At 72.2% G+C, this 25136-nt stretch carries 18 protein-coding genes; 4 read left to right on the top strand and 14 right to left on the bottom strand.

Features of this window, described 5'->3' with window-relative positions; translation table 11 throughout:
* Positions 1 to 337 precede the first annotated feature (337 nt).
* On the top strand, positions 338 to 1147 hold the full coding sequence (locus FGW37_RS28805; protein ID WP_179083744.1) for a gamma-glutamyl-gamma-aminobutyrate hydrolase family protein: 810 nt from the start codon (positions 338 to 340) through the stop codon (positions 1145 to 1147).
* On the opposite strand, the gene FGW37_RS28800 is transcribed toward FGW37_RS28805, so the two are convergent.
* Complete coding sequence (locus tag FGW37_RS28800) at positions 1144 to 1515, bottom strand: TetR/AcrR family transcriptional regulator (RefSeq protein WP_179083743.1); 372 nt, start codon at positions 1513 to 1515, stop codon at positions 1144 to 1146. The genes FGW37_RS28805 and FGW37_RS28800 overlap by 4 nt on opposite strands.
* Before the next feature lie 20 nt (positions 1516 to 1535).
* On the opposite strand from FGW37_RS28800, the gene FGW37_RS28795 reads away from it, so the two are divergent.
* Positions 1536 to 3044: a carboxylesterase/lipase family protein gene (locus tag FGW37_RS28795; RefSeq protein ID WP_179083742.1), complete on the top strand. Its 1509-nt coding sequence runs from the start codon at positions 1536 to 1538 to the stop codon at positions 3042 to 3044.
* A 75-nt stretch (positions 3045 to 3119) separates the two neighbouring features.
* The gene (locus FGW37_RS28790) at positions 3120 to 4709 is read left to right on the top strand and encodes an alpha/beta hydrolase (protein WP_179083741.1); all 1590 of its coding nucleotides are present in this window, start codon (positions 3120 to 3122) and stop codon (positions 4707 to 4709) included.
* Here the strand turns inward: FGW37_RS28790 and FGW37_RS28785 are convergent.
* From FGW37_RS28785 to FGW37_RS28765, 6 genes are all read right to left on the bottom strand, one after another.
* Positions 4693 to 5988 carry an MFS transporter gene (locus FGW37_RS28785; RefSeq protein ID WP_179083740.1) on the bottom strand — a complete coding sequence of 432 codons (1296 nt, stop codon included), beginning with the start codon at positions 5986 to 5988 and terminating at the stop codon, positions 4693 to 4695. The two genes, FGW37_RS28790 and FGW37_RS28785, sit on opposite strands and share 17 nt — an antisense overlap.
* Positions 5989 to 6000: 12 nt before the next feature.
* On the bottom strand, positions 6001 to 7863 hold the full coding sequence (locus FGW37_RS28780) for an outer membrane protein assembly factor BamB family protein (RefSeq protein ID WP_179083739.1): 1863 nt from the start codon (positions 7861 to 7863) through the stop codon (positions 6001 to 6003).
* Between the two features lie 186 nt (positions 7864 to 8049).
* Positions 8050 to 8826, bottom strand: a complete 777-nt coding sequence (locus FGW37_RS28775; protein WP_179083738.1) for a flavin reductase family protein — start codon at positions 8824 to 8826, stop codon at positions 8050 to 8052.
* Positions 8827 to 9003: 177 nt separating this feature from the next.
* Positions 9004 to 9522 (bottom strand): hypothetical protein, encoded by a 519-nt coding sequence (locus tag FGW37_RS34245; protein ID WP_425506607.1) that lies wholly within the window; start codon positions 9520 to 9522, stop codon positions 9004 to 9006.
* A 78-nt stretch (positions 9523 to 9600) separates the two neighbouring features.
* Complete coding sequence (locus FGW37_RS34240; protein ID WP_425506606.1) at positions 9601 to 9978, bottom strand: alpha/beta hydrolase-fold protein; 378 nt, start codon at positions 9976 to 9978, stop codon at positions 9601 to 9603.
* A gap of 51 nt (positions 9979 to 10029) precedes the next feature.
* Positions 10030 to 11010, bottom strand: a complete 981-nt coding sequence (locus FGW37_RS28765; RefSeq protein WP_179083737.1) for a winged helix-turn-helix transcriptional regulator — start codon at positions 11008 to 11010, stop codon at positions 10030 to 10032.
* 150 nt (positions 11011 to 11160) lie between these two features.
* Here FGW37_RS28765 and FGW37_RS28760 point away from each other — a divergent pair, with 150 nt between their 5' ends.
* Positions 11161 to 12105, top strand: a complete 945-nt coding sequence (locus FGW37_RS28760; protein WP_179083736.1) for an SMP-30/gluconolactonase/LRE family protein — start codon at positions 11161 to 11163, stop codon at positions 12103 to 12105.
* An 18-nt stretch (positions 12106 to 12123) separates the two neighbouring features.
* On the opposite strand, the gene FGW37_RS28755 is transcribed toward FGW37_RS28760, so the two are convergent.
* The 7 genes from FGW37_RS28755 to FGW37_RS28725 all read right to left on the bottom strand — a co-directional run bounded on the left by FGW37_RS28755 (position 12124) and on the right by FGW37_RS28725 (position 25134).
* On the bottom strand, positions 12124 to 13227 hold the full coding sequence (locus tag FGW37_RS28755; protein ID WP_246430611.1) for an alpha/beta hydrolase: 1104 nt from the start codon (positions 13225 to 13227) through the stop codon (positions 12124 to 12126).
* A 117-nt stretch (positions 13228 to 13344) separates the two neighbouring features.
* Positions 13345 to 14661 carry a TolB family protein gene (locus FGW37_RS28750; protein ID WP_179083735.1) on the bottom strand — a complete coding sequence of 439 codons (1317 nt, stop codon included), beginning with the start codon at positions 14659 to 14661 and terminating at the stop codon, positions 13345 to 13347.
* Positions 14662 to 14779: 118 nt separating this feature from the next.
* Complete coding sequence (locus FGW37_RS28745) at positions 14780 to 16228, bottom strand: DUF6519 domain-containing protein (RefSeq protein ID WP_179083734.1); 1449 nt, start codon at positions 16226 to 16228, stop codon at positions 14780 to 14782.
* A gap of 50 nt (positions 16229 to 16278) precedes the next feature.
* On the bottom strand, positions 16279 to 18504 hold the full coding sequence (locus tag FGW37_RS28740) for a hypothetical protein (protein ID WP_179083733.1): 2226 nt from the start codon (positions 18502 to 18504) through the stop codon (positions 16279 to 16281).
* Positions 18501 to 21830, bottom strand: a complete 3330-nt coding sequence (locus tag FGW37_RS28735; RefSeq protein ID WP_179083732.1) for a putative baseplate assembly protein — start codon at positions 21828 to 21830, stop codon at positions 18501 to 18503. Before FGW37_RS28735 ends, FGW37_RS28740 begins: the two co-directional genes overlap by 4 nt.
* Complete coding sequence (locus FGW37_RS28730; protein WP_179083731.1) at positions 21827 to 24775, bottom strand: putative baseplate assembly protein; 2949 nt, start codon at positions 24773 to 24775, stop codon at positions 21827 to 21829. Before FGW37_RS28730 ends, FGW37_RS28735 begins: the two co-directional genes overlap by 4 nt.
* Positions 24772 to 25134, bottom strand: coding sequence for a GPW/gp25 family protein (locus FGW37_RS28725; protein WP_179083730.1), 363 nt, complete (start codon positions 25132 to 25134; stop codon positions 24772 to 24774). Before FGW37_RS28725 ends, FGW37_RS28730 begins: the two co-directional genes overlap by 4 nt.
* Between the last annotated feature and the right edge of the window lie 2 nt (positions 25135 to 25136).

The following is a 25136-nucleotide window of genomic DNA, read 5'->3' as shown; positions in this document are numbered from 1 at the left end:
GCCGGTCGAACCCTCCGCCACCGTAGGAAGGCCACCGGACTCGGCCGTGGCCGCTCGTCTCACCGCGCTCCAGCAGACACGAGGGAACCGTGCGACGGCGGCCGCTGTCGGTGCGCAGGGCGGCGGCGCTGCGCCGTCCCGTCAAGCGAGGAAAGTCGTCGTCGGAGTGCCGTACCGGACCGACGGGCGCGGATCGGCGCACACCGGATACGACTTGAGGGCCGTCTCCGCGATGTCGGACCTGGCGGCAGACGTACAGGTGGAAGGCCGGACGCTGCCGCCGGGCGCGGCGGCATCGGGTGCCGATACCCCTGCCCGTCCGACTGAGGCGTCCCAAGTGCGCGCCCACTTGGAGGGGGTGGACGCCCTTCTGATCCCCGGGGCGCCGTCGGCCAATGACACCCAGATCGCCAGTGAGCGGGGCGCGCCCGAAGACGCCCGGCACAACTCCGTCAACGCGCCCAGGACCAAGAAGCACGTGCGAGAGGAACACCGAAGCCGAGCCGCCTACGAACTGGCCCTGATCGAGCAGGCGAAGAACCTCGGCATGCCAGTCATCGCCGTGTGCGCGGGCTCCTGGCGGCTGCTGGAGGCTTACGGCGGGGCGGTGGAGACGCTGCCCGCAGCCGAGCGTGCCCTGCATACCGACAAGAACAACGTGTGGGGTCTGCGGCATCCGGTCGACATCGTCTCCGGCACCCGGCTTGCGGACGCCTTCGCCTCCGCTCAGCAGAACGGCACGGAAGCACTGTCCGGCGCTCCGGTGACCAGTACCCACTGGGCGGCGGCGTCCGAGGTCGTTCCGGGAAGCTTCCGGCAGAGCACGCAGGCTGCCGAGAACACAGAGGTGCGACGGCTTCCCGACGACATCCTGGCCGTCGCCGCCCGGACCTCGGCGCACGGCTCGTCATCGGTCGAAGCCTTCGAGACGCGCTCGGGCGCACCCGTCATGGGCGTCCAGTGGCACCCCGAAACCCATCTGCCCGGCATGCCGGGCAGGTACACCGACACAGAAGGCACCAGCCCGGACCCGGCCGTGGCCTCGTCGGAAGCCCTGTTCCGGCACTTCATCCAGGCGGCCTTGTCCTACCGCTACCGGCGCGACATGCACGAGGAGTTCAGCACCTCACGCCCACAGCCGGATTAGCGAATTCGTCCAGGAACTGCGGCGATCGCCCGGCGGATCAGCTGCTCGACGAGGGCGCGGCCTTGGAGCAGGCCGCCGCGCGCCCGTGCGTGGACGTCCTCGTCGTGCAGCGCTTCCAGGACGTAGGCGGCGCTCATCCGGCTGGTCGCGCGGGCGTCGGCGTGCAGGGGGAGCGTCTCCGCGAGCATCAGGCGGAGCACGTCGCGGGGGTGGGGCCTGTCGCCGAGCTCTTGCAGGCCCAGCCCTACGCGCTGCGAGGTCTGCTCGGATGCGAAGTCCATGGCGAAGGAGAGCATCGCCCCGCGCGAGGCGAAGTAGTGCTGCAGCGCCCCGTGGGAGATGCCGGCTTCCTGGGCGACTTCACGCATGGTCAGAGGAAGGAAGCGACATGCCTCAACAGCCCAGCGTGCGCACCACCGGCGGCCTGGTGGCAGGCCGTTGGCGGCCGGGCCACGCCGTGTTCCGCGGCATCCCCTACGCCCAACCGCCGGTGGGAGCGCTCCGGTTCGCCGCGCCCGCCCCTCCCCTGCCCTGGGAAGGGACCAGGCAGGCGGCGGAGTTCGGCCCCGCGGCACCGCAGTCCGGCCCGGTGCGCGCGAATCCGCAGGAAGGAACGGACTGGCTGACCCTCAACGTCAGCACTCCGGATCCGGGCGCTGCGGGGCTGCCGGTTCTGGTGTGGATCCACGGAGGTGCCTACATCGCGGGGGCATCGAGTGACCCGATGTACGACCCGGCGGCGCTGACCGGGGCTGGGCTAGTCGTGGTGAGCATCAACTACCGGATCGGCGCCGAGGGTTTCGCCCTCCTGGAGGGCGCACCGCCCAACCGCGGATTCCTCGACCAGATCGCGGCCTTGCAGTGGGTGCAGCGGAACATCGCCTCCTTCGGCGGGGACCCCGGCCGTGTCACCGTCGCCGGGCAGTCCGCCGGGGCGGGGTCGGTCGCCGCCCTGCTGACGATGAAGCCGGCCCGCGGCCTGTTCCGGCGGGCCGTCGCCCACTCGGTGCCGGGCAACTACTGCACCCGCGCCCTGGCCGGACAGGTCGCCGCCGCGCTCGCGGACCGGCTCGGCACAGCGCCCACCGCCGCCGCACTCGCCGGCGCCGACCCCCAGCGCCTCGCCGGTGAACTCACCTCCCTCAGCGCCGACCTGCGCGGCCACGGCGCGCACTGGGGACGGCTCGCGCAGACAGGTGTCGCCATATGCCCCGTCGTGGACGGTGAAGTCCTTCCCGAAACGCCCTGGCCCGCCCTCACCGGCGGCCGCGCGAGCGGAACCGAGCTCCTCGTCGGCCATACCCGCGACGAATTCCGGCTGTTCAGCGTCCTCAGCGGGCGCCTGGGCACCTTCACCGACGAGGACGCCCGTACGGCCCTGGACCTGTTCGCCCCGGCACCGGACGGCGCGGACGCCTACCGGGCCGCCCACCCCCGGGCCGGCTCGCAGGAGCTGCTGGAATCGGTGTACTCCGACGCCCTGTTCCGGATGCCTTCGCTGCGGCTGGCCGAGGCGAACGCGGCGGCCGGCGGCAGGTCCTTCCTGTTCGAGCTGCAGCTGTCCTCCCCTGCCTTCGGAGGAACCCTGGGCGCCTGCCACAGCCTCGACGTCCCTCTGGCGTTCGGCACACCGGACAGCCCCGCCGGCCGGGGACTCCTCGGTGACCGGCCCGCTCCCGAAGCCGTCGCGGTATCGCGCGAACTCCAGCAGGCGTGGGTCCGCTTCGCCACCACCGGCGACGCCGGATGGCCCGCCTACCGCCCCGGTCAGCGGCTGACGCGCGTCCTGGACGCCGAATCGAAGACCGTGCCCTATCCGGAAGAAGCCTCCCGCCGGATCTGGGAGGGCCGCGACCCGGCCCCCTTCGACCTCATACAGCCCGCCGGAAGCCGGTGATGGAGCAGGCCCCCGCAGGGATACGGGGGTCAGCCGGAGTGATCCCGGGCGGGCGCGTCACTAGCGTTTTGGTGTATGACCATCCTCAGCTCCGTCGCCGCGCGCCGCGCCTCGGCCGCGGGCCTCGCCCTGACCGCCTGTCTCACCACGGCCCCGGCAGCCTTCGCCTCCGGGCGCACGGCCCCCGTGGCGCAGCCCGCCGCGGCACCACCCGGGGCCGGTCTCGACCGCTACTACCAGCAGCAGCTCGACTGGCGCAGCTGCATCACGGGCCCCGACGACACCACGGGCCGTGACCTGGAAAAGGCCGGCGCACAGTGCGCGGACGTGACCGTCCCGCTCGACTACGCCGATCCCCGCGGCCGTACGATCACCGTCGCGATATCCCGGCTCAAGGCCACCGACACCCGCCGCCGCGTGGGCCCCCTGCTGATCAACTTCGGCGGCCCCGGCGGCCCCGCCCTCGGCGACCCGCCGGACATGCGCAAGGCCATGAAGGACGTCGGCGCACGCTACGACATCATCGGCATGGACCCGCGCTCCGTCGGCCGCAGCACCCCGCTCGACTGCCACTGGCCCGTGGGCCACTCCATCCACTCGGCCGGCCTCGGCCGGGAAAGCTTCGACCGGCAGGTCGCCCTGCACAAGGACCTGGCCGCGAAGTGCCGCGCCGCGAACCCCTCCCTCCTCCCGCACATCAGCACGCGCAACACGGCCCGCGACATGGACGTCATCAGGGGCGCGCTCGGCGAACGCAAGATCTCCTACCTGGGCTACTCGTACGGCACCTACCTGGGCACCGTCTACACCCAGATGTTCCCCGGCCGCTACGACCGGATGGTCCTCGACGGGGCGATCGACCCGCGCCGCTACAACCCACGGCTGCTGCGGGGCGTCGAGAAGGAGAACGAGCAGGCGCTCGCCGACTGGGCGGCCTGGGCGGCGAAGAAGCACGACACCTACGGCCTCGGCCGCACCCGCGCCCAGGTGCTCTCCACCGTCGACCGCATCGTCGAGGCGTCCACGCGCGGGCTGACCCTCGGCACGGCCCCCGACTCCTTCCGGCTCGACGACACCCGGGTGCCGACCCTGATCTTCGCCGGGCTCTCCTCGGACCACGACAGTGCGCGAGCGGAGCTCGGCGACCAGGTGTCCACCCTGGCCAAGGCGGCGGACGACCAACCGGCCCCGCTCTCCCCCGAGTTCAAGAAGACGCTGCAAGAGATGCTGACCGGCAGGAATGCGCAGTACGGCAGCGCGCAGACGGCCATCCTCTGCGGGGACGGGGCCGCCCCGCGCGACCCCGGGACCTACTGGCGCGACATCGAGCGCAGCCGCGCCGCCCACCCGCTGTTCGGCCCGCTCACGAACAACATCGGCCCGTGCGCCTTCTGGGACCGCCCGCGCGAGGAGCCCACCCGGGTGCAGCACGACGCCCCGGCGCTGATCGTGGCCGCCACCGGCGACACGCGTACCGACTACGAGGGCGGGCGCGCGCTGCACGGCATGCTGCCCGGCTCCAAGCTCATCACCCTCAAGGGCGCCAACCAGCACGGGGTCTACCTCGAGTACGGCAACGCCTGCGTGGACCGCCAGGTCAACGCCTACCTGGCCACGGGCGAACTCCCGGCGAGCGACCGGACGTGCGTCAAGACCGACGGCTGACAGAACCACCGCGTGTCCCGCGATTGTCCTCCTCAGGCCGACCGGGGTCCCCGGAGGCCGGGTGCTCGTAGCGCAGCGCCGAACGGTGGCCGAGCAGCCAGGCCAGCGGTACGACCGCGACCACGGCGAGCACCACGAAGATCGCCCGAGGCCCGAGGAATCCGCCGAGGAACGCGATCACCGAAGGGGCAGCGGCGGTCGGAAGCCCGGTCGCCAGCCGCCACATCCCGGTGGCCCGCCCGATCAGCTCGGGCGGCACGGAGCTGAACATCTCCATCTCCGTGGCCACCGCGATGACGTTTTCACAGATGAAGAAGAGGGTGAGGGCCGCGGTCGCCGCCACGAGGCCCACCCCGGAGGCGATGAGCAGCAGGCCCCCGCCGGCGCTGGCCAGGCCCAGCACGGTGACGGTGCGGATCTTCCACCGGGGGATCTCGGCCGTGATCAGCGCCCCCGTGAGCCCGCCGACGTTGGCCACCGCGAGGGCGACGCCGATGGAGCTCGGCGACGCGTCCAGCGCGTCGCGGGCGAGGAAGACGAAGAGCGCCGTGGTGCCGGTCGAGAAGGTGAAGCTCGCGGGCACCATCAGGAGCAGCAGCGTGCCCATCTTCTCGCCGCGGGAGAAGATGCGCAGCCCGGCACGCAGCGATTCGACGAAGGAGACCGGGGCCGACTGGTACCGCTTCTGGCCGGCCACCGGGTTCACGCCGAGGAACCACACAACGAGCGGGGCCAGGAACGTCGCGCTGTTGAGCCAGAGCAGCCCGGTGTAGCCCAGCGGGCCGACGAGCAGGGAGGCCAGTGCCGGCCCGAGGATCAGACTCGTCTGGAAGAGCACGGTCAGCGATCCCCGGGAGCGCCCGGTGCTGTCCGGGAACATGGCGGGGATCCCCGCGAGCCAGCCGGCCCGGTAGGAGACGGCCCCGATCTGCACGAGCGCCTCCGCCACGTACAGGCTCCACACGGGCGCGGGCCCGCCCAGCAGCACGAAGTTGAGGGCCAGCGAAGCACAGAGCTGCAGCAGCAGCCCGGGCACCACCAGGACGCGTGAGCCGTAACGGTCGACCACGTGGCCGAGGAACGGACCCGCGACGGTGATCACCAGCGGGGACACCGCGACCAGCAGGGCCATCGTCGCGAGGGAACCCGTATAGCTCAGCACCAGCAGGGGCAGGGCGAAGCCGTACATGCCCTCGCCGAGGTTGTTGGCCAGATTCCCCGCCGCGAACACCCGGAACCGGGAATCCCGCCATGGACTCGGCTCGGTCTGCAGGCTCACCCGACTACCGTCTCACTTCCCGTATCCGGCGGGCAGATAGACCGTGCGCAGCAGCAGGGGCCCCTCCTCGGTGACGTCCCGTATCTGGAGGAAGCCGCCGCGTCCTCCCACCAGCAGCAGGTCGCGCGGCGAGCCCTCCCGGCCGGTGCGCTTGGCCAGGGCCTTGGGGAAGTCCTGGAAGGGTTCGACGACGCCCAGCACTTCGGGCGAGCGCGTCTCGTACACCGCCATCTGCAGACCGTAGGACGTGGCGTACAGCCGGTCGCCGATGACCGTCGCGCTCTCGACGGTGTTCTCCAGCATGTCGAACCAGTGGCCCGTCACCTTGCCGGTGGCCACCTCGACGGCCTTGACGCCGAATTCGCCCCCGGTCACCAGGACCGTGTCCTCGTGGCGCTGCATCCGCTTGCAGTAGCCGCCGAGTTCCAGCCGCCAGCGTTGCTCGCCGGACGGCTCGAAGCAGAAGACGACTCCGTTGCGGGTGGCGAAGAGCAGTTCTCCGGCCGGTCCGTAGGCGCAGGTCCACGCCACCAGCCCGGCCACGTCCAGCCTGCGCAACCGCTCTCCGGTGCGCGCGTCGTGTTCGAAGGCGCCTTCGTTGGCCGCCACCAGCACCCGCTCGCCGTCGGCGTCGGGGCTCAGGTCGTGCAGGTGCGGTGCGAAGGGGACCCGCCAGAGGGGCGCTCCGTCCCGGTCGTGGCGGAAGAGGCTTCCCGACCGGGTGACGCCGAGGAACGTGCCGTCCGCGAGCGGGCGGACCCGGCGGACGAAGCCCAGGCCGAGGTCCCATCGCCGGTTGACGCGTACGTTCGGGTGGGAGGCTTCGACGTCCGTCAGTTCGACGGCGAGCACCCCGGTGTCCGTCGCGACGAGGTAGCCGTCCTCGGTGAGCGGGTCCGGCTGGATGTCCCACACGCACCGGCTGTCGAAGTCGAGGCGTGCCAGCCGCTCGCCCTCCGGGGAGACCCGCTCCATCTGCCCGTCCTGGGTGAGCACCACCAGGTGGCCGCGGGAGGTGATCGTCATGTCGGTGATCTGGTGGCGGAACGGTGCGATGGTCCGCACGATGCGCGGTTCGCTCTCCCGGTTGTCGAAGACGGTGATCTCGCCTTCGAAACCCGCGCAGAAGGCGAACGAGAAGGTGTCGTCGAACTCCAGGGCCTCGACGTCGTCGGCCGCGAACTTGAAGTTGTGCAGCATCCGCCCGTCCGGGCTGATGACCACCACCCCGTTGGCGACGTAGAGGGCTTCGTCCTCGCCGGCGTCCTGCGTCACCCAGTACCGGTCGTGACGGCGGTCGTAGCGGACCCGGTGCAGGTTGAGCTTGTCGTCCAGCCGCACGTGGACGGGGAAGTCGAAGCTCGCGAGGTCACCGATGTAGAGGTTGCCGTGTTTGTCGGCGACGCACTGCTCACCGGGCCGCTCGGTGCAGAACCACTCGAGGAAGTGGTCGGTGATGGAGGGCCGCACCTCGATGAGGTCGAAGGTCCGCGCGTCGATGACCGCGATCTCCATGTAGCCGTTGTTGACGTACAGCTTGTCCTGCCAGACGCAGATCCCGCGGTTGATGAGGGTGGAGGGTTCCTCGCCCTCCAGGTACTCGCCGTCTCCTCGCAGGTGGTGCGCGTCGAGGGAGTTGACCGGGTGCAGTGACGGCAGGCTCCACTGGGTCACCGTGCCGCGGGCGTCCTTGGTGTAGACGAAGTCGCCCGAGGTGGTCACCGCATAGACCGGCGCGACGGACTCGGGGTTGCGGCCGGAGCGGATCAGCTCGAAATCCTCGTCCAGCAGGTGGAGGCCGCCGCGGATGTCGGTGACGAGAAGCCCGTGGCCCTCGACCCGGACCACCCTGGCGGCGCGCTGAGTAAGCTTCATGAGTGTGCTCTTCTCCCGGCGTCGTCGGCGGAGGGGCCCGGAAGCCCCGGACGAGGGGGCTTCCGGGCCTGTCATCGCTATGCGGTGCCTGGCTCGCGGTTACTTGACCGCGAGCGTGTAGCGGCGGACGGCCTTACGCATACTGTTCACCTCCCTCCAGCGCGATGGTCGGGCAGGGTCCACCGGTCACGTCGTCGGCAGCGCGACGCGTACGGGCCGGCAGTCAGGGCGGGCGACGATCAGTGCGTCGCCCGGCAGGGGGGTTCGTGGCAGCTCGATGACGACGTCCAGGTCCTCGCCATCGCGCACGGTGCCGACCGGGATTTCCGGGCCGCCGGTGCCCGGGGACAGGGTGACGGTCCACGCCACCGGCTGCTCCGGGTCGTCGACGCCTTGCGCGGAGGCGCACAGGCGCACGGTGCCGTCGGGGAACGCGGTGGCGGAGCCGGTCACCTCCCGGCTGAGGATCCGCTCGCCGAGCTCGTACATGCTCCCGTGTTTGACCAGGGGGGTGGCGTTGCGCGCCGGATCGACCGCCATCCACACGGCCTCTCCGACGATCAGCGCGTAGTCGGGAAGGTCCACCACCGACCGGACCCGGCACTCGGCGCTGAGCGTGCCGCCCTCGACGGTCGGTGTGCCGGTCACGACCGGCTCGCGCAGCCGCAGGCCGGACGCCGAGCTCTTGTCTATCTCGGCGCCGGTGAACGTGCCGGCGAAGTTCGCCAGGGAGGCCATGGACGCGTCGCAGAGCGTGAGGCCGAACTCACGCCGCTCCAGGATGAGTCCCGTCGTGTGGTTCTTGATCTGGCAGCCGACGGCGAAGTGCGGTGGCCGCCGGGCCACGAGGTAGGTCCACTCCGCGGACATGAGGTTCACGCCGCTCCGCCCGGCCGCGGTGATGATGCCGACCGTGGACGTCCCGTACCGCATCAGCTGCTCGACCAGATCCTGGCTGATCATCCCTGAGCCCCCTCGGTGATTCCGATGCCTACCGGCCGCGTGGAGCACGTGCGCCCCCATAGCTGGTCACTCCCACCTCGAACACCACCGCCCACACTAACTAATGCCCTTCCCCTGAACCTCGCGCAAATGCGCCAGAGTTCACGGGTCAAACACGAGTCAAATATGTGGCGGTTTTCAGGAGGCCTGCTCTGATTGGTCCATTGTGTGCTGTGACTCCTGATGCAGGAGAGAACCTGACGCCCGTCCAAAACAGGCCGCGGAGGCGAAGGCCGCCTCCAGGCGCGGCACGAGGTCGACGAGGTCCTGTGCCCAGCAGCCGCTGGTGTGGCCGCCCTTGCAGTTGCTGCCCCAGCCGGCGCCGTTGCCGTAGTCCACGTAGTGATACGGGTACTTGAGGGCGTCCAGGCCGTCCTTGGCATGCTGAGCCGCCGACCGGACCCAGAACTCCATCTCGCCCGCGTCACCGTTGCCGTCGCCGGTGTAGATCGAGATGTTCATGCCGGCCAGCGTGCCCATGTGCGAGGACGGGTCGGCCGCGTTCCAGCGCCAGTCGGCGTCGAACACCGGATACGGCGTGCCGAAGATCGCGTCACTGGAGACCGTGGGCCCGAGGTCGAGGCTGCAGGTGGGGTTGGAGCTGCCGCAGAGCGGAGCGCCGATGTTGGTCAGCGTGGCCACGACCGCGGCGCGCATGACGGCGTTGGTCCGCGAGAGGTCGCTAGCCCCGGAGAGCGTGGCGACCTGGCTGAACAGCGCCGGATGCCGCTGGGCCTAGTGCAGGGCACCGAAGCCTCCCATCGAGAGACCGCCGACCGCCCTCCCCTGTCGGGCAGCGACGGTACGAAGGTTGGCGTCGATGAACGGGATCACCTGGTTGATGTGGAAGTTCTCCCAGTTCTGCGCACCGGCGGCGGTCTTCTGGTCGAGCCAGTTGGCGTACCAGCCCCTGCGGCCGCCGTCCGGGAGGCCGAAGCCGTCGGTCATCTCCGGCGGGGCGGGCTCGTCGGCTTGCGCGGACGGCACGCCCGGCGCCAGGAGGGCCGCGGCCAGAGCGGCGAGGGCCACGGTGACACGCCGCAGGCGTACGGGCAGGCGTACGGCGGGCAGGGGCCTGCGCGCCGGCGGTCTTCGGAAGGGGCTCGATGCCATGGAGCAGTTCCGATCACTCGTCCGGGATGACGCGTCCGGGATGAATGGGTTCTATTCGCTGCCGTCCAGGACCACGCCGAAGGCCGCGGCCATGCGCAGGCCCGCCTCCGGGTCGCCCTCGGCCGTCGCCGAGCCGCCGGCGAAGGCGTCCTCCAGGGTCAGGGTGCCCGCCCCGAGCTGGAGCAGGGTGGCGAGGTCGGTGATGAGCGTCGCGGCGGGGTCGGAGGCGGGGCCTTGGTTCATCTCCACGGTTCCCTCGTCGACCCGTGCATGGAAGAGGAAGTCGCCGATCCGGAACTCGTAGGTCTCGTGGACGCCGCGGGCCGCGTCCGGCCGGAAGGTGGCCCCGACGGCCCCTATGACGCCGTACCGCCCGTTGGTGGCTTCGAGGTGGGCGCCGAGGATCGCGACCGCGCGGGCGACGGCGTCGAGCCCGCCCTCCAGTTGGGCGATCCCCCGCTCCACGGCGTCCTCGACGGCCAGCAGCCGGGCGCCGACGGCCATGAAGGTCGCCAGGTCCGTGCTGACCACGCACGCGGCGTCCCCGGCCGAGCCGTGCCGGACGTCGAGCGTGCCGTCGTCCACGCGGAGGTGGAACACCTCGCCGTCGACGCGGAACTCGTACGTCTCGTGCAGGCCGCGGGCGAGTTCGGGCCGGAATCCGGCGCGCACGCAGCCGAGCAGCCAGCCGAGCCGGAAGCGTTCGCCGGGCCGCGGCGCGCCGAGGAACCGCAGCCCCCAGCGGGTGAGCTCGTCGACCACCGGGCGCATCGCCTCGCCGAGCGCGGTCAGTTCGTACACCGTCGACGCGGCCGGGGGCGGCACCCGGGACCGGCTCACGACGCCCGCCTCGCGCAGCTCGCGCAGCCGCTCGGCCAGCACGTTCGGGCCGATGCCGGGCAGGCCGGCGACGAGGTCGGTGTAGCGCCTCGGCCCGAGCAGGAGCTCGCGCACGATCAGCAGGGTCCAGCGGCCCCCTATCACGTCGAGGGCCCGGGCGGCAGGGCAGAACTGGTCGTAGCTACGTCCCATACGCGCCTACCTTTGCCTTCCCTGGTGCTCCCTGTTGTTCTCTATTGATAGCCACTACTTCGTTTTTTATAGTAGCCGTCAACTGAGCTGTGGCAAGCGTCAGTTGAGCTGAAAAATCTGACTCAGGATGGGGCGGCAGAGGCGATGACGATGCGCATGCGCAAGGTGTTCTTCGCGGCAGGCCTGGTCTCCGCGCTCCTGGCGGGGGGCTCGCAGGTGCCGGCGGCGGCCGCGGGGGCACCGGCCGCCCCGGCCGGGGCGGCCCTCGGGTCGTGCGAGCAGCAGGCGGGCGTGGAGGTGTTCCGCAAGGGCGGCATACCGGTCCTCGACTGGCGGGAGAACCTGGAGTTCGACGGCCGCGGCACCCTCTGGGTGGCCCACATCGTCAAGAACCGGGTCGAGGGATACGCCCCCGACGGAACGCTGAAGACGAGCTTCCCGGTGAGCGGCCCGGGCGGTCTCCGGCGCGGCCCCGACGGCATGATGTACGTCAACTACGGCGTGAGCCCGCTGGCGACGGACGGCGGCATCATGCGCTTCGACCCGGCCGCCGCCACCCCGAAGCCCGAGAAGGTCGTGGGCGGGATCCGGGGCATCAACGGCCTGGCCGTCGACGCCGCCGGCAACTTCTACCTCAGCCGCGAGCTGGCCACCGGAATCGTCAAGGTCCGCCCGGACGGCACGAAGGACGAGGAGTGGACCCGGGCCGCGGACGTCTTCGGCGCCAACGGCCTGGAGATCGTCGGCGACCAGCTGTACGCGAGTGCCATCACCGACACCTCCTCCCCGGTCTACCGCATCCCGCTGAACGACCCGGCGCGCCGTACGACGGTCACGCGCCTCAGCAGGAACCTCCTGGACATCAAGCTCCTCGACGACCTCACGTACGTCGACGGGAGCCTGGTCGTCGCGTCCTTCCGCGACGGTCAGCTCATCCGGGTGGACCCGGACACCGGCCGCTCCTGCGTCCTGGCGAGCGGGCTGCACATGCCCAGCAGCGTCCGGGTGGCCCGCGGCTTCGGCGAACACAGCGCCCGGCACGCCCTGTTCGTGGTGGAAGCCTCGGGCCGCATCCTGAAGGTGACCCTCCCCTGAATCAGGGCACCAAGGGAATCAGGACGTGGGGCCCTGCATGTGCTCGCTGATCCACTGGATGAGGCCCCCGGTCTCCATGTTGGGCACGTAGCTGGCGGCGTTGTGCTCCCCGCCCTGGATCACGTGGTACTTCGTCTTGACCGGTCCCTTGTTGCCGTACTTGTCGACGAAACGGTCGATCGGCGGCTTGACCGGCTCGCTGGAGCCGACCTGGAGGGCCAGGTAGACGTCCGGGCCCTTGCTCGCGATGAGCCGCTGGGCCAGGACGTCGGAGCTGTTGTCCGCCTTCTCCTTCGCGTGGCCGGCCCACAGGCGCGAGTCGGGGACGATGTCGGGGCCGGAGGCTATGACGGCCTTGAACTTGTCCGGCTTCTGGAGCACGGACTTCAGGCCCGCGGAGGCACCGGTGGACGAGCCCATGAAGGCCCAGCCGTCGCGGGACTTGATGGTCCGGAAGTTCTCCTTGATCAGCTGCGGGACGTCCTCGGTGAGCCAGGTGCCCATCTTCGGCTCGCCCGGGATGTCACTGCCGTCCCAGTACTGACCCAGCTTCGGGTCCTTCGGGTCCTTGTCGTGGTTCTCCGGGTTCAGCACGGGCATCGCGATGATGAAGGGCAGGCTCTTGCCCTCCTTCGCCCACTTGGATATGGAGGCCTGGAGCTTGAGGTCCGAGCCCATCCAGTAGTTGTTGGGGAAGCCCGAACCGCCGGGCAGGGCTATCAGCACCGGGAAGCCGCTCTTGGCGTACTTCGGGTCGCTGTACTCCTTGGGGGCCCAGACCCAGACCTTGCCCTTGAAGCCGGACTTCTTGCCCTCGTACGTCGTCACGGCGACCTTGGACCCGTCCTCGGGGACCGTGCCGGAGACCTTGAAGCCGGCGTCCGGCCCCAGGGGCATCAAGGCCTTCGAGCCCGGCGCCCGGTCGCCGCCCTTCCCGTCCGCCTCCTTGCCGAAGGAGATCGGGTCGCCCTTGTCCGTGAACGGCGGGATCTCGAAGTAGGACATGACCGGCCAGGCGACCAGGCCGAGGGCGACGACGGAAGCCGCGGCGACGACCCGGCGTTTGGTGCGGGACGGACGCCCTCGCCGGGTCCGGTCGGTGGTCGGCGGGCTGTACGTCATCGAAGGGACCTCACTCCGGTGCCGGGGGCTCACGCGGGCCCTCGTCGTTTCTGTGGCGCCCGGAGAGATGAGGTGGGTGACGCGGAAGGTTCCGATTCTCACAGAATGATGACATTTTTAACTGATCATGACCATGCGCACGAAGACGTCACTGACCCCGTTGGTGTCACCGGGCACGAGATTCGTGGCGTACGACGCGAAGGCCACCACGTGCCCGCCGAGGGCGAGCGCGGGCGACTCGGCGGGCCGGTCGGGGAAGCCGCCGTCCACCGCGACGCTGATCCGGCGCGTCGCGCCGGGGCCCTCGCGCCGCAGGTCGCGCAGGTACAGCGCGGAGCGGCAGCCGGTCTCCGCGGTCGCACACGCCCCGGTGGCATAGGCGACATAGCGCCCGTCTGGGCTGATCTGCGGTTCGCCCGCCGTACGGTCGAGCCGGCCGCCGTCGGGTGCGGTGCTCGCGGTGACCGTCCGCCCCGTGCGCAGGTCGTGCACGAAGACCTCCCACTGCGTGACGGGAGTGGGCCGCTCGCCACCGTCCCGGTAGCTCAGGTAGGCGAGATAGCGGCCGTCCGCGCTCAGCGAGGGCTGCCTGATCCACTTGCTGACCGGCCGCTCGTCGCCGGGCAACCGGTCCACCTTGCGCAGCTCGCCGGTCACGCGGTCCCGTACGTACGCATCGCTGCGCGTGGAGATCCTCGGCGCGTCCGCACCGAACGCCACGTACCGGCCGTCCGCGCTGAGGGAGACCGAGCCGACCGCCGGCGCGTCCAGGCGCTCCTCCAAGGGCTGGCTGATCACCTCCGTCGTGCCGCGCTCGCGGTCGCGCAGGTAGAGCGCGGAGCCGCCCAAGTGCGGGTTGTGGTGGGGAACGGGCGCGATGAAGGCGGCGTAGCGGCCGTCGGCGCTGAGGGCGGCGGGGCGGGCGTGCAGCAGGGGTGCGCCGTCCCCACCGACGCTGACCGCTTCGGTGCGCCCGGTGCGCAGGTCGCGCACGTAGACATGGGTACCCGTGGAGGGCCGCTCGCCCGGCGCGAGAGCGGCGTCGCGGGAGGAGAAGGCGACGTGACGGCCGCCCGCGCTCAGCGTCGCCCGCCGGCTCCCGCCCTGAGCCTGGCGTCCGTCGTCACCCAGACCGGCGCGGAGCACGACGCCGGTGCGCAGATCGCGTACGAAGACGTCACCGGCGTCATTGGTGTCGCCGGGCACGAGGCTGGACGCCTCCGAATCGAAGGCGACGTAACGGCCGTCGGCGCTGACGGAGGGCGAGTGTGACGGGGCGTCGCCCTCGGTGCCGTCGGCCGCCGTGCTGACCCGCTCCGTACGCGGAGGGTGCGTGCGGGCCGTGGCCGGTGGTGCGGAGGTGAGGAGAGCGGTGGTCGTGGTGAGTGCGGTGACGGCTAACAGGGTGCGTCTGATGCGTGCGTTGACGGCCATGCTCGTACTCCCATCGGATGCGGGGTGAGTCGGTGCCGGTGGAGGCAGCATGCCGTGCCTCCACCTCCGGCTGCCATCCGGATGTGAGCCGAAACGGGCCGGGGCCCGCCCGCGCGGCCTACTGGTCGGGCTGATCGGGCTGATCGGGTCGGCCGGGGCCCGTGGGGTGCGGGGGCGGCTGCCGCAGGGGCGTGCGGGCATCGCTCACCTTGTGCTTGTCCGCGCCGTCAGCCTTGATCACCAGCGCCAGCGGGGCGTAGTGGTAGCCGACACCGTGCGGCTCCTCCTGGCTCCATTCCCCTTGGCCGTCCTTCGGCCACTCCACTTCACCGGTGACCACTCGCGCCGGGATCAGCCAGTAGTCACCGGTCCGGTACTTCTGCGGCTTCTTCTCGTCCTCGTCCGCACCGAAGCGGATCTGGACGCCGTCCTCGAGGTCGATCCAGCGGTCCTGTTCGACCGGGAGCGTGTGCCGGTTCGCCTGCCGCTGGTCATCGGTCCCCTCCTGCGCCTTCTCCGGCTTCGCCGGCTCCGGGCGGTGGTCCCAGCGGCGCAGTACGGGGTGCAGGGCGGGGTCGGCTCCGAGGCCCGGCTGGTGGCGGTCCTGGGAGGGGTCCGCGTGCAGGACGACCTGCCGGGCGGTGTGGTCGGCCTCCAGCACGCGGTACAAGCTGGTGGACGTCTTGAGGATCTCGTCCGCGGCGGCGCGGCGGACCGTGGCGTCGTCGACGACCTCGACGATGTCCCCGGCCTCCACGCCGAGCCGTCCGTCCCGGCCGAGGGACTCCAGCTCCAGCGTGGCGCCGGCGGCCGATCGGACCGGGAGGACCACAGAGGCGTTCTCCCTGGACCATTTGAACGTCGCGGTGCCCTCCGTGCCGCCCTGGTGGATCTCCACCCGGTAGAGCTGGTTCTCCGGGCCGCGGTAACCGGACTCCGGCGGCAGGTCGCACGGGGCGGTTCCTTCTTCGGGACGGGCGACCTTGGCGGCGAGCGTCCCGCGGGGCTTGAACCGCTCCTCGAGTCTGCCTGCGAGGAAGGGGCCCGGCTTGAGGGGGAAGATGCTCCCGTCGGCCGGCATCCAGTCGAGCTGCCAGACGACGCGGGTCCGCGCGCTCGTGTCGGGGCCGTGCAGACCCAGGGCGACCTCCCGCAGGGACGGCTCCTGGGCCGCGGTGACCAGCCGTTCCCAGACCCTCAGGTAGACCAGGAACGACGAGGGGAAATCCGGCTTCCGGTCCGGGTCGAGGGGGCTGTCGGGCTGGCTCTGGTAGTCGGTTCCCCTCTCGCATTCGCACAGGATGCCGTCGACGTACATACGGCCCCTCGTCACGGAGAAGGTGCCGTTCTCGAACGCGACCTTGAAGCCCCCGGCGAGGTTCCCCTCGGGACCGGCGGGGTAGACGGCCGGGCCGAACAGGTCGGTGACGAGAGTGCGCATGTAGTGCATCAGGATGGCGGTCTGCTCGTTGAGGTCGGCATCGAGCTGGACGCGTCCCTGCTGGGCCAGGACGGCCGAGAACCGCCGGTCCTTGTCGAACGTGACGCGGGAGAAGTCGCCTTGCATGGGTGTTCGGGCTCCCTGGGTGAACCGCGAGGGGTCAGGTCGGGTAGGGGTCAGGTGACGAAGACGAGGGCCGGGTCGCAGCCGGCGGGGGCGTACTCGGCGAGGCGCGTGCGCAAATTGTCCTCTCGCTGCGGCTGGAAGAGGTCGTGCAACGCGCCGGGTTCGGACCCGTCGTCCGCACCGCGGCGGATCGCGTCCGGGCTGCCGTCGGCGAGCTGGAGGTATCCGGGAGTCCCGTAGCGGGTGCTGGTGAAGCGCAGCGGTGCCGCCACGGCCGTGCCGGAGTGCTCGGGTTCGCAGTGGAAGCGGCGCGGGGTGCGGGAGCCGGGCGGCAGCCAGCAGAACCGGACGCAGCCGGCCGCCCCGTGCACCACGTGGACGTCCCCGTCGAACAGGCAGTTCTCCACCAGGTCGACGGAGTGGACGTGCACGGTGCCGATGACGGTGGTGCGGTGGGCGGTCAGAACGGCGAGGGCCTGGCGGTCCTCGGGGCCGGTCAGGGCGGCGGAGGTCCGTGCCGTGGCGTCGAGTGCACTGTCGGAGAGGTGGATCCGCTGGAGCTCGTCGGACGGCTCGTTCCGGCGGACGACGACCGTTCCGAGCACGCTGTGCTCGACGCGGACGTCGGCGGGGGTGTCGACCAGCTCCAGGCTCGGCTCCTCGGGCTCGCGCGGGCGGCACCGCTCGTCGAGGTCCCAGCCCGGCACGAGGGTGCAGTGCCGGATGAGGAGGCCGCCCACGTCGCCGTGGATCCGGATGCAGCGCCCGGTGACCATCAGGCCGTCGAGAGTGAGGGTGGGCGGGGGCCCCTCCCCCGTGCCGGTGCCGGTGATGCGGAGGGCGTCCGGGCGGCTGCCGGACCAGTCGAGGAGGCGGAGGACGGGGCGCGCGCCGTCGGCGGCCCGCAGGACGAGCCGGTCGCCCCGGTGGAGGGAGATGTCGAGGACGTCCTGGTGGACGTCGTTGCCGCTGATCTCGATGACGTCGGAGGGCCGCGGCCCGGGATCCCGCGGCGGCGGGGCGGTCCGCTGCACGATCCGGAAGCGGCCTTGGTGCGGTCCATCGCCCTGATGGGGTGCCGACCCGGCGCGCCACCGGTCGTGGTCGGCACGCCACTGCTCGACGGCGTCCGTGATCCGGGCGAACGTCTCGCCGGGGCCGACGCGGTAGGGCGAGCTTTCGCCCTCGGGCACCACCGCGTAGGGGCGCGGGTATTCGCCGCCTCCTATGTCGCTCGCGGCGCCGTGGTGGTAGGTGACCCGGACGCCTTGCTCGGGGGCCTGCCGGGCGGGGAAGGCGATGCGGCCGAGGACGGGGTCGACGGCGACCTTTCCCTCCGGTGTCCGGTAGTCCCAGCCGGACAGGTCGGCGGAGACGATCCGCTCCAGGGCCACCGGCGGCCCGTCCCCGTCGCCCTCCCACACGCACATGCTCTTGCCGGGCCCGTAGTAGTCGTGGAGGCGCTCGGTGAGGGAGCGCCGGCCGATGGGTGCTGGGACGTTGAGTTCGCCCGCGATGTGGCAGGGCGACGGCTCGGGCACCGGAAGGGTGAACAGCCGGGTGTCGTTGCCCAGCACGCTGAAGGTGAAGCGGTACGCGGCCCGGTCCAGGCAGAAGGCGGGGGCGCGGGTCTGGGAGTGGGCCTGCAACCGCCAGATGTGGAGCCCGAGTCCGGGGATGTTGTACCGGCCGGCCCGCCGGGTCCCGCAAGCGCGCGGCATCTCGGCCGTGTGCGCGAGCTCGTCGAAGGGGCCGTCGGTCCTGTTGAGCGGCTCGGTCCGGCGGAGGTCGGCCAGCCCGCCGCGGCGCAGCCGGCGTGCGGTGCCGTGATCGTCCGCGGTGAAGCGGCGTACCGGCTGGGTGAGGGCGAGCAGCCGCCGGTGTTCGACGGCGCGCGCGGGCCAGCCGGCGACGTCGGCGGCGAGGTCCTCCAGGAGGGCCAGTGTGCCCTTGCGCCGGCGGTTGGCGACGGTGTCGGCGACTTCACGGCGCGGCACGGCGGAGGCGAGGAGCCGGTCGCCGCCCTCCGTGCCCCCGGCGAGGGCGGCGGCCGCGCCGGGCGGGAGGGCGTAGCCGATGAGGGCTCCGAGGTAGGGGACGACCCATTCGTCGCACGTCTCGATGAACCAGTCGTCGTACATGCGCTCGATGTCGGCCTCGACGACCCCGGCCTGTTCGGCGATGACGGACAGCAGCGCGCGCAACTGCCCGCCGTTCCGCTCGTCCATCCTGCGGTGGACGGCGGGCAGGAGGGCGTAGAGCCGGTCCGGGTTCACGGGATCCTCCGCAGGACGAGGGTTTCGGGCACGGCGGGGTCGAGGACCACGAGCTGGGCGGCGCGCAGTCCGCGGCCGATGACGAGCTCGGGCGCGGACTCCCCCAGGGCGTCGGGCCGGGCAGCGGGGTTGAGGGTGACGAGGCGGCCGAGGCTCAGCCCGTACCGCAGGGCGACGGAGGTGAGGGTGTCTCCCGCGGCGACCGTGTGCAGCATCTCCCGGTACCCGGCGGGGCGGGCCGGGACGCAGGGCGCCGCCCGGGTGAGCTGTTCGGCGAGGCCTGTCAGCCCGACGGTGTCGATGTCGTCCGGGATGCCCCCGAAGACGTCCACGTCGACGTGGTCGACGCCGGGGACGGCCTGGGCCGCGGCGACGGCGGTGCTGAGGTGGACGGGTTGCGCGAGTCCGGCGCGCGCGAAACCGAGGGCGTCGTACAGGGCCTGGCGCACGGCGGGTTCGACGTCGTCCCACCTGTGGTCGGGCAGGACGCGGACGTTTGCGGAGACGACGAGGAGGACCCGCTCGCGCAGGGCCACCACCACCGGCAGCGCCGGGTCCCCGTAGCGGTTCAGTGCGGCTTCGAGGGAGGTGAGGAGAGGCGAGGCGGGCCCGACGGGGGTGTCGCCGACGGTCGCGACCGTGACCTGGACGACGCGGCGCCCGATGTCCTGGCAGTACTGGGCGGAGGCCTTGCCGATGCCCGCGTAGGCGCGGGCGAAGTCCTCGTGGTCGCGCAGCGACACGATCCGGTCCAGGGCGCGCAGCCGCAGGGGCACCCGGCTGCGGGTGTCGTCCGGCCCGTCCGCGTCCGTGCCCCCGGTCGCCGGGAGCGGGTTGGTGACGGCGCTGACGCCCAGCGGCCTGCTGACGACCTGGTTGACCTGGCCGGTGGGCAGGTTGCCGCCGCTGCCCCCGCCGACGCGGTACGCGGCGGTGACGTTCTCCGTCCCGGTGTGCAGCCGCGCGCCGTGGACGCCGTCGCCGAAGGTGACCGCGGCCTCGCCGTCCGGGCCCGTACGCAGCCGGTATCCGCGGTCGGTGGGGCCGAGCCCGGTGAGGTCGTCCGTCTCGTGCCAGGTGACGCCGCCGACCCGGACGGTCAGCGTGCCGCCGGCACCGGTGGGCGTCGCCGCGGGCAGCCAGGTCAGGGGCGTGCGGCGCAAGGGGAAGGTCTGCCCGGACTGTGCGGCGTCACCGCTGCCGATCACCTCCCCCACGCTCTCGCCCGCCGTGGCCGGGACGACGTTGCCCTGGATGACGACGGTCTCCCGCCGGTAGCGGTAGGCGAGTTCGTTGGTCAGGACGAGCGTGGTCCGCAGCCGGTCGCCCGGGCGCTCGAGGTCGGTCTGCTGGCGCACCCCGCCGAGCATGACGAGCTCCGTGCCGCGCACGCCGGTGGTGTAGGGGACGTCGGTTCGCTCTCCGGAGACGACGAGGCGGCGCCCCGGGGCGAGGCCCTCGCGGGTGTCGTCGAGGGTGATCTCGCTGCCCATGACGTCGGAGGTGACGGGGACTTCGGCGGGGGTGAGGGGCTCTCCGGCGGCCCACACGGTGGCGTCCTGACGATTCGTGCCCATGTAGTCCGCGGTCAGGTCCGACGCAAGCGTCAGGCGGGTCACCTGGAAGACCAGATCCCCGCTTCGTGCTCGCACAGCGCACTGGGTCACCCCCTGTACCGTGCGCACGAGCGAAGGAACGCCCTTTCTTTCCAAGACGATCGACGTACCGGGCAGGATCGCGTCGTAGACGGCGTCGAGGGTCAGCTGCCGCAAGTTCTCGCCGTCCACCTCGATGGCGCCGGCGTCCTGATTCTTGCTGACGGTAGCGCCGTAGGGGGCGGCCTTGACCCGGAGCCACCGGATTTCCCGGAGCTCTTCGACCGGGGTGACGGACGCCGCCCCCATGGCCTGGTAGAGCTGTCCGGCGAGTTGGGGGCGGGTGGCGGCCAGGAGTCTGAGCAGGGCGTCCGAGCCCGGGCCGTAGAGGTCGGCGATGGAAGTGGTCAGGTCGCGCCGTCCGGCCGGAGGACGGGAGGGGGGACGCGCGAGGGCTGCGAGGACGGGTGTGAGGCCGCGCAGCACCCGGCCGTCCTCGTCCTTGTCACCCGCCTCGCCGCCGTCCGGCTTGCCCTCGCCCCGCTCGCCCCGCTCGTCCGGCTTGCCCTCGCCCGGACCGACGAGCCCATGCGCGCCGGGGCCGTTGCCGGTCTCGCCGCCGTTGCCCCCCGCCGGCGGTTCGCCGAGGTGGAGGAGGGCCTGGAGTTCCGGGGAGCTCGTCGCCCGGGCCGCCGCGACCCGGAGCGCCCGGGCCGCAACCGCGACCGGACGCAGCAGCAGCACGCTCTCGTGATCGCCCTTTCTCCTTGCGACGGCCAGGTGCTCGTCGAGCCTGTTGAGCGGTTCGAAAAGCTGATCGAAGAAGCGCGACTCCCGTTGGGAGCCGACTGCCTGGATCGGGCCGAGCACTGTGTCCCGCAGCGTCTCGACCGCCTCGGCCATCGCCTTCTTGACGGCCTGTTCCAGGGCCGCCGCGGCGTCGGCGTACTCGTCCTCGGGCGTGGACGTCGCGAAGTAGACGGTGGTGCGCCGGTGCTCGGGGTCGGCCTTGCTGTCGTAGACGGTGCGGACGACGAAGCCCACGGGCTCTTCGGGCTGCGGCTCTACGGACTCTTCGGGCTCCTCCGGGGTGGGGAAGGAGAAGAGCATCCGGTCGCCGGGCCGCAGGCCCGCGTGAATGCCGGAGAGCTCCAAAGAGCGCACCGTCCTCATGCGCTCGGCCCTGAGGTCGGGCGGCTCCGTCCGGCGGACGGGCAGCTGGTTCCATTCGGCGCGGGCGTGGAGGTCCTCCGAGGTCTCGAAGGTCTGCGGGAGACCGCCCGGCAGGGGCGTGCTCTTGACCTGCGACCCGGCCGGGATCGTGGTGCGGCCGCCGGGGTCGAGGGTGTAGGCGAGGAAGGTGCCGGCGCCCAGGGCGGGGCGCGGGCAGTGGCCCACGAGCCTGCCGAGCCGGGTCAGGGACTCCTGCTCGGTGGCCGTGCCGAGGTAGCCCTCGTTGGTGATGCGCTCCTGGTAGAAGGTCAGGATGTCGCCGATGACGGCCCAGGCGTCCAGCAGGGCGACGGAGGGGTCGTCGGTCTCCCGGTGGGTGAGGCGGGCGAGTTGCCGGTGGCCCTCGCCCGGCAGCCGGGAGAGCATGGCGTCCAGGAACTGTCCGTGGGTGCCGGCGCGGCAGGACAGCCCGGGCAGTCCGGGCCGGTTCCGGATGCGCGCCGGACCGGCTCGGCCGGTGGCGGTGCGGCAGCCGCAGCGGCAGGTCGGGCTGCTCATCGTCCTCCTTCGAGGGTGAGGTCCAGCAGGCCGTTCTCCGGCCGGGCGCTGTCGTCGTCGAGCCGGGCGATCTCCAGCGGCCGCATCCGCAGCACCCCGTCGTCCGGGACGGCGGGGCCGGTGCCGTGCAGCCGGCGCAGGCGGGTCACTTCGGCGTGCCGCACGCCGGGGACGGCCACCACCGCCGCGATCAGCCGGCTGGCGGGCACCGGGGTGCCGAACGACAGGGCGTCGGGGTCGAAGAAGCCCCGTCCGCCGCCGGGCAGGGGGCCGGGGCGCAGCGCGCTCAGCAGGGCCTGCTTGACGTGCCCGGCGATGTGGTGGGGGTCCACCCGCACCGTCAGGGCGACGTCGAGGGGCGCCTGGACGGCCTGGCCGGTGACGACGTCGTGGCCGATGCGGCGGTAGCGGTGCAGGGCCTGCCGGACGCCGTCGAGCAGGTCCCGGGGTACGTCCGCGGTGCCTTGGGCGTCCAGGGCGACGTCGGCCTCGTACCAGCTGCCGTTCCAGCGCAGGGCCGCGGCCGCGCGCTGGATGCCCGGCTGCTGCTGGGCCAGCGCGGCGTAGTCGTCGGCGGTGATGGCGCGCAGGAGCCTGCGGAAGGGTTCGCGGGGCGCGGCGCGGCGTACGTCGGCCACGGGTTCGGGGTCGGTGCCGCCGGTGGCGGGCAGGGGGTTGCGGACGCGGGTGATGCCGCCGGGCCGGAGAGTGCGGAAGGCGACCCGGTTGATCGCCCCGGGGCCGACGTTCCCCATGCGGCCGTTACCGACGCTGTACTCGGCCCGCAGCTTCGTGCCGGGGGCGGGCAGGCAGCCCGCCCGCCCGTCGCCGAACCGCAGGGTGACGATGCCCTGGTCGTCGGTCTCGGCCACGACGTGCCGGGTGCGGGGGCCGCAGCTCATCAGGTCGCGGCAGGGTGTCCAGGGGGCGGAGCCTGCGGCCTGCCCGCGGACGGCCTGCTGCGTACGGCCCTCCGCGGGCCTCTGCTTCTTGCCCTGCCCGGGGCCGTCCCCTCCTGCGGGAGCCACCGGCTGGAGGAGCAGGCGGGGCAGCGCGGCCCGCGGATCGGTCCGCAAGGCGCGCGCGGCAGGCCCGTGGAGGAGCGGGGAGTCGGGAAGGACGTTCTCGGCGTCCGGTCCCCAGCTCCGGGCGAGCTCCCCTTCGACGTCCTCCTTGGGCAGGATGTATCCGGAACGGGCCTGCTGGATCAGCGTGTCCAGGCGCCGGAGTTCGGCGTCGAGGAGGTATTCGAAGCGGGAGAGGAGGGTGGCGAGGGCACGCCTGCGGTCCTCGTGGAAGCCGACCGCCCGCAGGGTCCGCTCCCCGAAGAGGATCCTCAGTGCGCACTCGTCGTCGCCGACGGCGGCGGTGTCCTCGGCCGCGGTGGCGTCCCCGTCATAGCTCCCGGAGCTGCCGTCCCCGGCCACCTTCCCGGCGCCGCTGCCGGCGACGCTCTCCGCGTCCAGCAGATTGCGGATCCTGTCGCGCGCGCGTTCCGGCAAGAGCGTGAGCTGCCGCGCCTGCGCGGCGGCGATGTCCGCCGGATCGGGGAAGGGGGCGGACCAGGTGATGCCGGTGTCGGGCAGGGCCGGGGCGAAGGGTTTTCCGCCGGCCCGGTACCCGGGCGCGGTGAACACCGGTGCCGCGGGGCCCGCCGCGCCCGTTCCCCAGGTGTTGTCCAGGCCGTGTTCGACGAGGACGGCGTTGCCGCGGGCGACGGCCAGGGGTGCGGTTCTGCCGCGGACGGTCAAGTGCAGGGGGAACGTCAGGGCGTCCTCGGGGTCCCAGGCGACGTCGACGACGGGGACCTGTTCGACGGCGTCGATGCGCGGCGTGACGCGGGTGAGGCGGACGGCCTGCCGGTGGGCGGGGTCGGCGTCGGCCCGAGCGCCGGTGGCGGGGCTGCGCTCCTCCTCCAGGATCAGAACCTCGCCGAGGGTGAGATCCAGAACCCTGTGGACGCGCCCTTCCGTCAACTCACCGTCCCGCAGGGTGGCTTCGGTGGCTCCCACGGGCAGGTGGCACTGCTCGTTTCCCCAGGCCCACAGCTCGATACGGCTGTGGGCCGCGCGGAGCCGGATCCTGCGGTCCTCCAGGGGCCGGAAGCAGACCTGCCCCTGGGCCCGCAGGACATCACCGGCGATCACCGGCCCCGCGTCCGGGAGCCGCCCGGGAGGCACGACGGCGAAGGCGAATTCCCCGGCGTCGGTGTCCAGGTCCGTGTCGGTCTCCACGCAGACGATGGTCCGGGCGGCGCAGCCCTCGTGCATGGGGTAGTCGACCAGGCGGGCGTGCCGGCGGACGGAGGTCCGCAGCCGGGCGGTGTCCAGGTACGCCTCGGCGGCGACGGCGTCCTGCTGGTAGCTGAGCCGGTCTCCGACGTGGGCGAGGATCTCGACCAGGGTGATGCCGAGGTCCGGCACGTGCCGCTCGTGCCAGTCCGGCATGGTCAGGGCGAGCCGGTCCAGGAGCAGGCGCCGGAAGCCCGCGTAGTCCTTGGTCAGGTAGTCGATGGCCGGCGCCGGGCGGTCCGGGGGCGGGGGCGGGGCGTCGGAAGGCCGGCAGTCCAGGCCGGTGGGGCAGTGCTGCCGGAAGCCGAACTCGTACGTGGCGTAACGGGTGTCGAAGGCGTGGCCGAGGGCGAGCAGGCGGTAGGTGGAGGTGTCGCCGCGCCGGTCGAGGGCAAGATGCACCTCGGTGGCGGGATCGCCGTCGTCGCAGCCGTGGACCGTGGCGCCGACGACCCGGATACCGGTGACCCGCCGGCCGCCTTCGATGCGGAAGCTGTGCCGGTCGATGCCGGGGGGCACGGTGCCGAACAGCGTGACGGTGAGGCCGCGCTGGTCGGCGTCGACGGTCACCGAGTCGATGCCGGCCAGCCCGGCCCGGCGCACGGAGGCGCGGCGCCGCTCGTCGTCGCAGACCGGCAGGCCCGGGGGGTTCATGCCGCGGTCCCCCCGTCGACGACGACGCTGTGGCGCTGCCCCGTCGAGGCGAGCCGGTAGCTCAGCGAGACCGTGAGGGTCGATTCCTCGGCGGTGACGGCGAGGGACTCGACGGAGAGGAGGTCGCCGAGCCAGCGCTGCAGTGCGGCCTGGGCGGTCAGCTCCACGGTGGCCGCGAGCTCGGGGCCGTTGGGGGCGAAGACCAGGTCGAGCAGCCCGCAGCCGAAGTCGGGGCGGTTGACGCGCTCCCCGGGGGTGGTGAAGAGCACGATCTCGACCATGTCGCGGACGTGGTCGGCGTGGCCGGTCTCCGCGGTGCGGCCGCGCTCGTCGATGCGGTAGGGGAAGTCGATGTCCACGG

The sequence above is a fragment of the Streptomyces rectiverticillatus genome (genome assembly GCF_013394065.1).
In the GTDB taxonomy this organism is placed as follows: domain Bacteria; phylum Actinomycetota; class Actinomycetes; order Streptomycetales; family Streptomycetaceae; genus Streptomyces; species Streptomyces rectiverticillatus.
Note: the sequence above shows the minus strand (reverse complement) of the source record. Positions and strands in the feature narration are given on the sequence as shown.

Excerpts from the sequence above, each read along its gene's own strand:
- FGW37_RS28800 (WP_179083743.1), bottom strand. The coding sequence starts at position 1,515 with ATGCGTGAAGTCGCCCAGGAAGCCGGCATCTCCCACGGGGCGCTGCAG.
- FGW37_RS28795 (WP_179083742.1), top strand. The coding sequence starts at position 1,536 with ATGCCTCAACAGCCCAGCGTGCGCACCACCGGCGGCCTGGTGGCAGGC.
- FGW37_RS28790 (WP_179083741.1), top strand. The coding sequence starts at position 3,120 with ATGACCATCCTCAGCTCCGTCGCCGCGCGCCGCGCCTCGGCCGCGGGC.
- FGW37_RS28780 (WP_179083739.1), bottom strand. The coding sequence starts at position 7,863 with ATGAAGCTTACTCAGCGCGCCGCCAGGGTGGTCCGGGTCGAGGGCCAC.
- FGW37_RS28775 (WP_179083738.1), bottom strand. The coding sequence starts at position 8,826 with ATGATCAGCCAGGATCTGGTCGAGCAGCTGATGCGGTACGGGACGTCC.
- FGW37_RS34245 (WP_425506607.1), bottom strand. The coding sequence starts at position 9,522 with ATGCGCGCCGCGGTCGTGGCCACGCTGACCAACATCGGCGCTCCGCTC.
- FGW37_RS34240 (WP_425506606.1), bottom strand. The coding sequence starts at position 9,978 with ATGGCATCGAGCCCCTTCCGAAGACCGCCGGCGCGCAGGCCCCTGCCC.
- FGW37_RS28765 (WP_179083737.1), bottom strand. The coding sequence starts at position 11,010 with ATGGGACGTAGCTACGACCAGTTCTGCCCTGCCGCCCGGGCCCTCGAC.
- FGW37_RS28760 (WP_179083736.1), top strand. The coding sequence starts at position 11,161 with ATGCGCATGCGCAAGGTGTTCTTCGCGGCAGGCCTGGTCTCCGCGCTC.
- FGW37_RS28755 (WP_246430611.1), bottom strand. The coding sequence starts at position 13,227 with ATGACGTACAGCCCGCCGACCACCGACCGGACCCGGCGAGGGCGTCCG.
- FGW37_RS28750 (WP_179083735.1), bottom strand. The coding sequence starts at position 14,661 with ATGGCCGTCAACGCACGCATCAGACGCACCCTGTTAGCCGTCACCGCA.
- FGW37_RS28745 (WP_179083734.1), bottom strand. The coding sequence starts at position 16,228 with ATGCAAGGCGACTTCTCCCGCGTCACGTTCGACAAGGACCGGCGGTTC.
- FGW37_RS28735 (WP_179083732.1), bottom strand. The coding sequence starts at position 21,830 with ATGAGCAGCCCGACCTGCCGCTGCGGCTGCCGCACCGCCACCGGCCGA.
- FGW37_RS28730 (WP_179083731.1), bottom strand. The coding sequence starts at position 24,775 with ATGAACCCCCCGGGCCTGCCGGTCTGCGACGACGAGCGGCGCCGCGCC.